Annotated in this window: 10 protein-coding genes and 1 pseudogene; 9 read left to right on the top strand and 2 right to left on the bottom strand. The window is 39.8% G+C overall.

Translation table 11 applies throughout. The features are described from left to right. Positions 1-277 precede the first annotated feature (277 nt). From ACRWP9_RS11835 to ACRWP9_RS11875, 9 genes are all read left to right on the top strand, one after another. A complete protein-coding gene (locus ACRWP9_RS11835) occupies positions 278-1,042 on the top strand; it encodes an alpha/beta fold hydrolase (protein WP_434926177.1) in 765 nt (254 codons plus the stop codon). 111 nt (positions 1,043-1,153) lie between these two features. After that, positions 1,154-1,375, top strand: coding sequence for a DUF2788 domain-containing protein (locus ACRWP9_RS11840; RefSeq protein ID WP_226415723.1), 222 nt, complete (start codon positions 1,154-1,156; stop codon positions 1,373-1,375). A gap of 8 nt (positions 1,376-1,383) precedes the next feature. Then, positions 1,384-1,656 carry a LexA regulated protein gene (ybfE, locus tag ACRWP9_RS11845; protein ID WP_226415722.1) on the top strand — a complete coding sequence of 91 codons (273 nt, stop codon included), beginning with the start codon at positions 1,384-1,386 and terminating at the stop codon, positions 1,654-1,656. Positions 1,657-1,707: 51 nt separating this feature from the next. Further along, positions 1,708-2,235, top strand: a complete 528-nt coding sequence (fldA, locus tag ACRWP9_RS11850) for a flavodoxin FldA (RefSeq protein ID WP_226415720.1) — start codon at positions 1,708-1,710, stop codon at positions 2,233-2,235. Between the two features lie 124 nt (positions 2,236-2,359). Next, on the top strand, positions 2,360-3,268 hold the full coding sequence (locus ACRWP9_RS11855; protein WP_434926178.1) for a hypothetical protein: 909 nt from the start codon (positions 2,360-2,362) through the stop codon (positions 3,266-3,268). A gap of 8 nt (positions 3,269-3,276) precedes the next feature. Then, a complete protein-coding gene (gene earP, locus ACRWP9_RS11860; RefSeq protein ID WP_434926179.1) occupies positions 3,277-4,494 on the top strand; it encodes an elongation factor P maturation arginine rhamnosyltransferase EarP in 1,218 nt (405 codons plus the stop codon). A gap of 46 nt (positions 4,495-4,540) precedes the next feature. Beyond that, positions 4,541-5,101: an elongation factor P gene (gene efp, locus ACRWP9_RS11865; RefSeq protein ID WP_235084850.1), complete on the top strand. Its 561-nt coding sequence runs from the start codon at positions 4,541-4,543 to the stop codon at positions 5,099-5,101. A 237-nt stretch (positions 5,102-5,338) separates the two neighbouring features. Continuing rightward, entirely contained in the window at positions 5,339-6,553 is a 1,215-nt protein-coding gene (locus tag ACRWP9_RS11870; protein ID WP_434926180.1) for a pyridoxal phosphate-dependent aminotransferase, read from the top strand. Positions 6,554-6,760: 207 nt separating this feature from the next. Beyond that, on the top strand, positions 6,761-8,182 hold the full coding sequence (locus tag ACRWP9_RS11875) for a TonB-dependent receptor (RefSeq protein ID WP_434926181.1): 1,422 nt from the start codon (positions 6,761-6,763) through the stop codon (positions 8,180-8,182). Positions 8,183-8,330: 148 nt separating this feature from the next. Here the strand turns inward: ACRWP9_RS11875 and ACRWP9_RS11880 are convergent, their stop codons facing one another. Together ACRWP9_RS11880 and glgC are read right to left on the bottom strand one after the other, a co-directional pair. Continuing rightward, positions 8,331-10,025 (bottom strand): glycogen synthase, encoded by a 1,695-nt coding sequence (locus ACRWP9_RS11880; RefSeq protein WP_434926182.1) that lies wholly within the window; start codon positions 10,023-10,025, stop codon positions 8,331-8,333. A 9-nt stretch (positions 10,026-10,034) separates the two neighbouring features. Next, positions 10,035-11,301, bottom strand: a pseudogene (gene glgC / locus ACRWP9_RS11885) (glucose-1-phosphate adenylyltransferase). Positions 11,302-11,365: the final 64 nt, after the last annotated feature.

Here is an 11,365-nt window from a genome sequence, read left to right on the forward strand (position 1 = left end):
TAACCAAAGCATCTGGACTGCGATATCCACGTTTGGCAATACTGAGCTTATTTAATTATTATTTTTGATCAAATGCGATCGCTTATCGTCCCAGTTTAAGCTAAGGCTCTGCTAAGAATAAAGCCCCAAATCAAATAATTGATATAAATTCACCTTATAACCCCCCTTTAACTAAAAATGTTGTCCAACTTGCCGTTTTGCTGAGCAACAATACTTGATTTGAACACGGGTATCGCGCAAAATTTGCCGCAATTAAAGTCACACCTTAGGTAACAACATGCATTACGTCATCTCAGGCGCTGGTGAGCCGGTCATTTTAATTCACGGCTTGTTTGGAAATTTAGATAACTTAAAGTCTTTAGGCACGTCACTTGAAAATGATTTTCAAGTCGTTCGGGTTGACTTACCTAATCATGGCCTAAGTGAACATTGGTCAACAATGGATTACCCCAGCCTAGCTAAGGCAATCATTGCATTGATAGATGAGTTAGGGTTTAACTCAGTTAAAATAGTGGGTCATTCCATGGGTGGAAAAATCGCTATGGCGACTGCCCTATTGTATCCAGAGCGCGTTAACAGTCTTGTGGTCGCTGATATTGCCCCAGTGACATATCAACCTCGCCATCAAACGGTGTTTGCTGGCCTAAGTTCATTAGTGTTAGATAAAGATACCAATCGCAAAACCGCATTGGTACATTTAATCGATTCCGGCATTGATGAAGGTACAGCCCAGTTTTTACTGAAAAACTTACAAAGAACAGATGACGGCTTTGAATGGAAAATGAACTTAACTGGGCTAATTAACTGTTACGACCGTATTATTGGCTGGCAGTTAACCGATGATCATCGTCCACTGCATTACGATAAACCTTGTTTGTTTATTCGTGGCGATGAGTCTAACTATGTCATGGCGGAACATCGCGATGCTGTCGTTACGCAATTTCCACAGGTGAGTGCAAAAACAATCAATGGCGCAGGTCATTGGTTGCATGCGCAAAAGCCTGAAATATTTAATCGGATAGTGGCAAATTTTTTACGTTAAAATCATGGCTATTTTTACACCATTTACACAGTGACAGATAGCCGTTGTGACTCTGATGTGATATATTCGCGCCTCTTTTTTGCAATCTAAAGAAGTTAGTAAAGGTAAAGTATGCTCAATCAATATATGGAACAAATTGAAACCTTTGGCTTAAATTTCTTTTTTGCAGCAATTTTCTTTTTTATCGGCATGGCTATAAGCGATGTGCTAAAGCAAGGTAACGTACCAAAATTTGGACGTTACGTTGTTTGGAGCGTATTATTTTTAGGCTGTGCAGGTTTTGTGGCAAAAGGCATTATTCAAATGACCTGGGAAGGCTCAGGTATTGGTTAATAAGAGACATGGCAAAAGAAACAGCAGATAGAACAACCATTGATCTTTTTGACAGCGAAAGACGGCGTGGAAGACCTAGAAGTAATCCATTAAATCGTGAACAGCAACTGAAGATCAACAAGCGTAACCAAATTCAGCGTGATCGCGCTAACGGTTTAAAGCGGATAGAGTTAAAGGTGTCACAAGATTTATATGACGCCTTGAACCAACAAGCTTTGGCCAGTAACATTAGTCGTAGCCAGTTAATCGAACATATTCTGCAACAGCAAATCGACAACTGATTCGTTATTTGAACATCGCACTAAGCGAAATTGATATTGAAAGGATACCCCATGGCAACTGTAGGTCTATTTTTCGGTAGCGACACAGGTAATACCGAAGCTGTCGCCAAGATGATCCAGAAAAAACTGGGCAAGCAAATGATCGATGTTAAAGACATCGCCAAAAGCACCAAAGAGCAAATTGCAGAATATGATTTATTACTATTCGGCATTCCAACCTGGTACTACGGTGAAGCACAATGTGACTGGGATGATTTTTTCCCTGAACTTGAGCAAATTGACTTTAACGATAAATTAATCGCTATTTTTGGTTGTGGCGACCAGGAAGATTATGCTGAGTATTTCTTAGATGCTATGGGCATGGTTCGAGACATAGTAGAAGCCCGTGGCGGCATTATTATTGGCAACTGGCCTACTGCAAGTTATAACTTTGAAGCATCTAAAGGTTTAGCAGATGATGATCACTTTGTCGGTTTAGGCATTGATGAAGACCGTCAGCCAGAATTAACGGAAGAACGTGTTGATGCATGGGTTAAACAAATCTATGAAGAAATGTGTTTAGCTGAATTAGAAGACTAAATCCTTAAAGACCATTAAATAGCAGCTTATTGTTAAACAGCCTCTATTATAAAAGTCTAGAATAAATCTTCACTAAAAAGCGGCCTTAGCCGCTTTTTTACTATGTACACTAAAGCGGTACTTTATGCTAAAGCTGAATATTGAGACGCGGGAAATTATTGATAACGTGGTGGTGAAATACCATATATTCGATGTTAATCAACCTATAATGATTACGTTTCCTCCTGTCTGTCAAAGCATATCCAATATCGATGCCGCCGCTGATGCGCCTGTGTGGAGCTTTGATTACTTCGCTAATCGTAAACTGAATATTATTGCCTTTAATCATATCGGTGAAGGCAATTATTTTGACAGTGAAATGTTTATCTCATACTTAGATAAGCTTAAACACGCCATTGCCATGTTTCCAAGTAAAGTAGGTTATGGCACAAGTTTAGGCGGGTTTGCCCTTAGCTTACATGCAGACAGATTAGACTTGGACAAAGCCTTATTGATGATGCCGCAAAGTACTTATTGCAAATCAATTGCCCCTTGGGACCCTATTGTAACCAATGCCCAAGATAGTCGCATAAGTGATATGAAAACACTGGACGGTAAAGGCTGTAAAACCCCGCTAACGGTAATATATGATCCACTGTCTATTGCCGATAAATTGCATGTACAAAGGTTTGAACAAGCATTAACTGTTTTGAAAATATACGCAGTAGGTCACCGTGTTCCTCGCGCATTACAGCATTTAAATATGCTGTCAGAGGTTATTCTGCAATTTAGACTGGGCACAATTGATCAAGATTACTTCTATGCAGGCATCAGGGGCAGACGAGCCTTAAGTTATTACTTTAGGGATGCCTTTAAAAAACCAAATAAAAGCTACACTAACAGACGTGTTGCGATTATTTATTGGCATAAAGCTAAGCAAAAAATCACCCACTTTAAATTTGAACCTAGTCAAATTATTGAGCGAGTAGCGGCTAGTTGTCACAAACGCATAGGTAAAATTAAAGTTAAACTAGATCAATTCATCTCTCGTTAGCAATTTGGATGAAAACTACATTGAACACTCAAGTCACCCCTGCTCACTTAACAAACAAAACCTACGCTAAACACTGGGATATTTTCTGTGTAGTGGTAGATAACTATGGGGATATAGGCGTCACTTGGCGATTAGCCAAACAGCTTGCTGCTGAATACAGTATTCAGGTCAATTTATGGGTGGATGATTTAAACAGTTTCTCACATATTTTACCGGCATTAAATCCTCAACTTAACCAACAACAGTTTGCTGGCGTTAATATTATTCACTGGAATAAAGTCACGGAAATAAGCTTTATTGCAGGCTCAGTGTTAATCGAAGCTTTTGCCTGTGAATTACCTTCATCAGCTACAAATACGCTTACCCAACTAAAACACACACATTTAGACCAAATCCCTGTTTGGCTGAATTTAGAATATTTATCCGCTGAAGATTGGGTTGAAGGTTGCCATGGTTTACCCTCGACTCAACTATCCGGTTTAATCAAGCATTTTTATTTCCCCGGTTTTAGTGTCAAAACCGGCGGATTAATATGCGAACAAGATTTATTTGTTCAGCGCGATAACTGGCAAAATGATAATAGCAATAAACTGGCATTATTCGACAAACTCGGCCTCAGTGGCATTGAAGCGCACCATATTGTCATTTCAGTATTTAGTTATGAAACAAACGCCCTCCCCGCACTTATTAAGCATTGGCAGGTATCGACGACGCCAATTCACTTACTTATTCCAAAAGGCAGAAGCTTAAATAGTCTCAGTGCTTTATTACCTTGTCATGTAAATGAGTTAGTCACTGGTCAGCAAATTCTGCTTGATTCGGTGACGCTGCACATTTTACCGATGACAGATCAACAAGGTTATGATCAACTGTTATGGAGCTGTGATTTCAACATAGTACGCGGCGAAGATTCCTTTTTAAGGGCACAATGGGCGGCAAAACCGTTTATTTGGCATATATATCCGCAAGAAGATGATTATCATCTAATAAAATTACAAGCTTTTATGCAAGTTTACTGCGATAATCTAGCGCCTGATTTAGCCAAGCCTTGGTGTGAATTGAACTTGTCGTTTAACCAAGGCGATCAAATTGACATCGTCAATCATTGGCAAAAACTCGAATTTAATCATTTGCCTTTATTACAGCATGCTAAAAAATGGCCAATGACCGCATTAAATGATGCAGATCTTGCTTCGCGACTAGTTCAATTCGTGAAAAGTCGCTAAGATACTGCTCGAAATAAGAAATCGATAAATTATAGGAAATAATGTAATGAAAACTGCTCATGAAATCCGTCCTGGCAACGTGATCATGTTAGATGGCAGCCCATGGGTTGTTCAAAAAACTGAGACAACTCGTTCTGGCCGTAATGCTGCAATTGTTAAGCTAAAATTGAAAAACTTGTTGCTTGACTCTGGTACTGAACAAACCTTTAAAGGTGAAGACAAGTTAGACGATATTATTTTAGAACGTCTAGATTGTACTTACTCTTACTTTGCTGATCCTATGTATGTATTTATGGATGAAGAATTCAACCAATACGACGTTGAAGCTGACAATTTAGGCGATGCAGCTGCTTACATCGTTGACGGTATGGAAGATCAGTGTCAGGTAACTTTCTACAACAGCAAAGCAATTTCTGTAGAATTACCGGTCCACATTGTACGTGAAGTCACTTACACCGAGCCATCAGCTCGCGGTGATACTTCAGGTAAAGTAATGAAGCCAGCTACCATTACTGGTGGCGGTACGGTTACTGTTGCTGACTTCGTAAAAGTTGGCGATAAAATTGAGATTGATACCCGTACAGGCGAATTCAAGAAACGTGTTTAATCACATCTTGTAAATTGTCTAAAAGCCAGCTTAATTGCTGGCTTTTTTGTTTTGAAGTAGCATAAAAAACTAAAATCCTTATTGCCTGCCCCACAAAATAAGATAGAAACGCTAATTTCAGTCTGCCAATTAGAATTATTCACTAAAAATCTTTAATAAAATCTCATTTTGACACTTCCACTCTCTTTATAAATTCGTTATGGTTCGCTTACTTAGTAGTATTTTATAGAGAGTAGTATGCGTCCAATCATCAAATCGAATAAATTAGATACTGTGTGTTACGACATTCGTGGACCTGTACACAAAGAAGCACGCCGTTTAGAAGATGAAGGACACCGGATATTAAAACTGAATATTGGCAACCCTGCACCATTCGGATTTGAAGCGCCTGAAGAAATTGTTCGTGATGTGATTTTAAACCTGCCCAGTGCTCAAGGTTACTGTGAATCAAAAGGATTATTCTCTGCCCGTAAAGCTATCGTTCAACATTATCAATCTCAGGGTATTTTTGGCGTTGATATTGAAGATATCTATATCGGTAATGGCGCATCGGAACTGATTGTGATGGCGATGCAAGGTTTACTCAACCCAGGTGATGAAATGTTGATCCCGTCACCGGATTATCCATTATGGACGGCGGCAACTCACTTGTCTGGCGGTAAAGCGGTTCATTATCGATGTGATGAAGAAGCTGATTGGTTTCCTGATATCGAGGATATGAAAAGTAAGATCAGTGCTCGCACCCGCGGTATTGTGTTAATTAATCCTAATAATCCAACTGGTGCTGTGTATTCGCGCGAACTGATACAACAAGTTATTGAGCTTTGTCGTCAACACGATTTGATTTTGTTTTCCGATGAGATTTACGACAAAATTCTCTATGATGAAGCGCAACATGTTCACGCGGCTTCATTATCAGATGATATTTTAACTGTGACCTTTAATGGCCTATCAAAAGCGTATCGAGCCGCTGGGTTTCGAGTGGGCTGGATGATGCTAACTGGTAATTTAAAAGCGGCTAAAAGCTATATTGAAGGCTTAGAAATGCTGGCTTCAATGCGGTTATGCTCCAACGTGCCGAATCAACATGCAATTCAAACGGCTTTAGGGGGTTATCAATCTATCAATGAACTTATTTTACCTAAGGGTCGGCTAACAGTGCAGCGTGATGCTTGTTATGAATTATTAAATTCAATACCGGGTGTCAGTTGTAAAAAACCTAAAGGTGCACTGTACGCTTTTCCCAAATTAGATATGAAAAAGTTTAATTTACGCGATGATGAGCGCTTAGTGCTTGAATTACTTAAGCGAAAGAAGATTTTACTTGTGCAAGGTACCGCATTTAATTGGCCAGAACCTGATCATTTACGGGTGGTTTTTTTACCTCATAAAGAAGATCTCACCAAAGCATTACAGGAGTTTGGTCACTTTTTAGAAGATTATCGCCAATAAATCATTAGCAATACATATTAAAGTACAAACAACTGGGGCTGATTAATTCGGCCCTGTTTTTTTGCCAAGCCTAGATTCAACTATAGCCTGCTGTCATATCATTATTGAATTCACTTTAATTGTATGAACACGTATTCAAAGCATTTAAAAAATGTGTGATTTACACTATGATTAGTCAGCAAATTTATTATTCAGTTCGGAAGTAATATGGACAAGAAAGTCAGTTCTCGCAGTACCAAAGAAAAAGCCCTTAGACTTAATTTGGATGATAAGAAATACGGCACCATAGTTGAAATTGGCGCTGGCCAAGAGGTGGCGCGTAATTTTTTCGTTGCAGGAGCCGCGGCAGGCACTATTGCTAAAACTATGTCTGCCTATGACATGAAGTTTTCCGATGCCATTTATGGCGTACAGCAAAATGGCCGCTATGTCAGTAAAGGCCGTGTACTTGCCATGATGGAGCAAGAATACGACTTAGTAGTTGAACGTGTTGCCGATGTACGCTCACGTTCATCACGTTACTTCAGTTATGCCGCCACTGTGGCAGCAAAAAGCTTCAATAAAGACAATGAATGCCATGCATGGTGTGGTGTTAGAGTGCAAATGTACCCAGGTGCAGAGCCATCAAATATTGTGGTCCATGTGCGCATGTTTGATGACAATGCAGAAGACCAGCAGCATGCACTGGGCATTATTGGTGTGAATTTAATTTATGGCAGCTACTATTACTTCGAAGATCCAAAGAAGTTAATTGATTCGTTAACCGATAATATGAAAGCCAATCGTGTTGAAATAGACTCGATTGAATTTCAAGGCCCTTACTTTGAGGACATCGACAATAAAGCTAAAAATATCCATTTAATTCGCAGCTGGAAAACCCGTGCAGTGATGTTTAAGCCTGATGGCACCATTGGCGTACCCGCTGAGATGCTTTACAAGAAAAACGTGCTGACGATTCGCGGATCATTTAAGCCGGTCACTAAGCTTAATGTGGATATGATTGAACAAGGTCAAAAGGCTTTTGCTGAATTAGAGGGCGTTGACAAAGACAACACCATTTTGATCGCTGAAATATCATTAAATGATTTGCAAGGTAACGATGCGAATATGTCTGAGAAAGACATTCTTGAACGGGTACGCCTTTTAAATTTATTGGGTTATAACGTGCTGGTATCAGATTATACCCGTTACTTCTCATTAAGAGCCTACTTCCGCCAATTTACCAACCTACAAATTGGCATTGTTGTTGGCATGATTAACATTAAACAAATTTTTGATGTTGAATTCTATCGCGGCCTTGAGGGCGGTATTTTAGAAGGTTTTGGTAAATTATTTCCAGACAATACCCGTTTATTCGTTTATCCAGAATTGGATGATAAAGGGGCATTAAACGATTTATCCAATGTGACTGTGCCGGCCAATCTTCGTTACCTGTATCGCCATTTAGTCGATAATGGTTTTATCAAAGGCATCGAGACCAGTAATATAGAGCTATTTAGTATTTATTCCCGTGAGATCCTTAAACAGCTGGCACGTGGATCTGATGAATGGAAACTAGCTCTGCCAGAGGTTGTTGCTGAAGAAGTGATTAAGCATAAGTTATTCGGTTATAGAGGCGCGAGAAAGTAAACAATATTGCTTGATGACAATCTTAGATTTACTTAACAACGTTTCTCAAAATAAAATACAAAAAAAGCCATTAACATTACGTTAATGGCTTTTTTATGCCGTTTTTGTCACTTTAGTAGCAACGACAATCAATAGTTGCAAACATCAATCAATTATATAAATGGTCTTTATATGCTTGCGCCACCGTTTGCCAATCAAATCTTGCGTTACTGGCTTGCTGTTTAATCTGTTGCCATGGAAGTGTGCCGTAACTTTGTAAGCATTGATTAAATTGCGAGATAAAATTATTAGCCTGCATTTCAATTCCATCACCATTAAACACCCACCCATTTTCATCATGTTTAACCGTATCTTTTAACCCGCCGACGCCATGGACTAAACAAGGTTGACCGTGTTTCATGGCTAACATTTGGCTAATACCACAGGGCTCGAATGAGCTAGGCATTAAGAATAACTCCCCCTGTTGATACAGTAGCTGTGATAATTGCTCGTCGTAACCATTTAAAAAGATACTATTAGCATACTGGGCACATATCGTTTTAAGCTGATTTGATAATTGCTCATCACCACTGCCAAGTAGCATAAACAAAGCATCTGGTTGCTGCTGTTTTAGATTAATCAGTAATTGATCTAATACCGTTTTACCATTGGCTATTTTGGTTAAAAAAAGCATCACCTTTTGTGTCGTTAATCGCCCTACAGAGGTCACCAGTAGTCCCGGATAACTGCTGTCAATATTTGTATACCGACGAATATGCTGATCGACTCGTATATTGGCTATAAAATCAGTTGATGAAACCACTGATTTATATTTTTGCCACTGAATCAAAGCCTCCTGAGCAGTGCTCAACAAATCCAGTCTTTCAAATGTGAGATTTTCGGATTGAGACTTTGATACTTGCTGCGTTTCAGAACGAGCGCTATCGGCTGTATTTTGGGTATGATTATCATCAATTGTATAATCACAGCCATTAATAATGCCAACAAGCTGCTGATTTGTAGCTTTCAACTGTAAATCTTGCTCTAGCCCCTCGCCACCATAAAAGCCTTTTTCAGGATGAGATGCTAATAATATTTCTTTAGCATAAGTCGGTGATACCACATGCACCTTGTTACTAAACACAATCCCCATGCGCATCGGGTTTGCACAATTAGGATACCTAGGGTCAACAATGCCGTTGGGCAAGTTATCAAGTTGATTGGCAAAAAACCATTGCGGATACCAATGACATAATGACGATTTATCGCCAGTTAAAGGTCTTATGCCCTGCAGCGCTAGGTTGTGAATAGTATAAATGCACTTGATCTGTTTCAATGATGCAAAATCATCCACACATTCCCTGAGCATCGCAATCATTGCGGTATGCCAGTCATGTAGATGCATCACATCATAATGTCCGAGTTTACCTTGCACTAATGCACTGGCAACCGCTAAACAAAACAAGGCAAACTTATCTGCATCATCAGCAAAAGGTCTGTCAGCGGAACCTTGAGTATAAATACTGCCGTCGGCTTGATTAAACATAGGATGGGCAAATAAATATACCCAACTATGTTGCTCACTAGACCCTTTGGCTGTGCAAACCTGTGCTTTACTCTCTGGCCGTGGGATCCTATAGATGCTTATCTTTTCCATTGCCCCACCAAAAGACACTTCAATGTCAGTGACTTTATCGGCGCAATAATAATCCTTTAAGAAGCCATACTCAGGCATGGCGACATCGGCAGATATTCCACAATCACTTAATGCCTTGGGGAGATCGCGAATAACATCCCCCATGCCGCCGACTTTGGCTTTAATCAAGGCATCGTTTTCAGCGGCGACTAATAGCACTTTATTCATTAACATTCCTTATTCAAAACCAACCGCGAGCCCGAGCATTTTACGCGTGACTAAGGTGATGCCTTTTTCTGATACTCTAAAGCCGCGAGCTCTATCGTGATCATGGTTATAACCAATTTCCATGCCCTCAGGAATAATACAACCGCGATCCAAAATAGAGTTTTTAATTTTACAGTTTTTAAGTACCACAACATCGGGTAACAGCACAGAGTCTTTAACTAATGAATAGGAACACACTCTGACTTCGTCAAACAACACGCTGCGTTTTACTTTCGCACCGGAAATAATACAACCGCCAGAAATAATTGAATCTACCGCCATTCCACGTCGATTATCATCGTCAAAGACAAACTTAGCCGGAGGGAGTTGCTCTTGATAAGTCCAAATAGGCCATTTCGCATCGTAAAGATTAAGCGCCGGTGTCGGTGACAACAACTCCATGTTGGCCTGAAAAAACGATTCTAATGTGCCCACATCGCGCCAATAAGCAGGCTCATCTTCAATAGCACTGATAAACGGAAAGGCATACACGTTATGCTCTTTAATAATATTGGGAATGATGTCTTTACCAAAATCGCGTTCAGAGTGTTCATTGACCGAATCTTTTTTCAATTGATCAAATAAAAACTTGGTATTAAAAACATAGTTGCCCATAGATGCTAAGCATTTATCAGGTTTACCTGGAATAGGCTTTGGGTGTGCTGGCTTTTCTTCAAAGCCAATAATACGATTATTTTCATCAACTTCAACAACCCCGAATGCACCAGCGGCCTCTTCTAAAGGTACTTCTAAACAACAAACCGTCATATCGGCATTAGAACTCAGCGTGATCCGCCAACAGACCGGCATAATCCATGCGATAAATATGATCGCCAGATAAAATCATCACATACTTGGTCGTTTCATGGCGGATAATATCAATATTTTGAAACACAGCATCTGCGGTGCCTTCATACCAATTACCTGAGGTCTGTTGAGATGCCGGTAATATTTCAACTGATTCACCCAGTTCCTTCTTAAAATGACCCCAGCCCCTTGTAACATGCCGGATCAACGAATGGGATTTATACTGTGTCACCACCCCAACCCGTCTAATGCCAGAGTTGATGCAATTTGATAAAGGAAAATCGATAATTCTATATTTACCCCCAAAGTACAACGCAGGCTTTGCACGCCAGTCGGTCAGCTCATGCAAGCGAGAACCACGACCACCAGCGAGAATAATTGCATAAGTATCACGCGTTAAATTACTAATATACCGTACACTTTTATTCATACATTCACTCCATAGACAAAACAATTAGGTTTAAATGGGCGTTAACATCCCTGTTATTACTTTT

Origin of the sequence: Shewanella sp. HL-SH2 (genome assembly GCF_051164935.1) — a bacterium.
GTDB lineage: Bacteria > Pseudomonadota > Gammaproteobacteria > Enterobacterales > Shewanellaceae > Shewanella > Shewanella glacialimarina.

Coding starts and splice junctions, on each gene's coding strand:
- ACRWP9_RS11835 (WP_434926177.1), top strand. CDS start 278: ATGCATTACGTCATCTCAGGCGCTGGTGAGCCGGTCATTTTAATTCAC.
- ACRWP9_RS11840 (WP_226415723.1), top strand. CDS start 1,154: ATGCTCAATCAATATATGGAACAAATTGAAACCTTTGGCTTAAATTTC.
- ybfE (WP_226415722.1), top strand. CDS start 1,384: ATGGCAAAAGAAACAGCAGATAGAACAACCATTGATCTTTTTGACAGC.
- fldA (WP_226415720.1), top strand. CDS start 1,708: ATGGCAACTGTAGGTCTATTTTTCGGTAGCGACACAGGTAATACCGAA.
- ACRWP9_RS11855 (WP_434926178.1), top strand. CDS start 2,360: ATGCTAAAGCTGAATATTGAGACGCGGGAAATTATTGATAACGTGGTG.
- earP (WP_434926179.1), top strand. CDS start 3,277: ATGAAAACTACATTGAACACTCAAGTCACCCCTGCTCACTTAACAAAC.
- efp (WP_235084850.1), top strand. CDS start 4,541: ATGAAAACTGCTCATGAAATCCGTCCTGGCAACGTGATCATGTTAGAT.
- ACRWP9_RS11870 (WP_434926180.1), top strand. CDS start 5,339: ATGCGTCCAATCATCAAATCGAATAAATTAGATACTGTGTGTTACGAC.
- ACRWP9_RS11875 (WP_434926181.1), top strand. CDS start 6,761: ATGGACAAGAAAGTCAGTTCTCGCAGTACCAAAGAAAAAGCCCTTAGA.
- ACRWP9_RS11880 (WP_434926182.1), bottom strand. CDS start 10,025: ATGAATAAAGTGCTATTAGTCGCCGCTGAAAACGATGCCTTGATTAAA.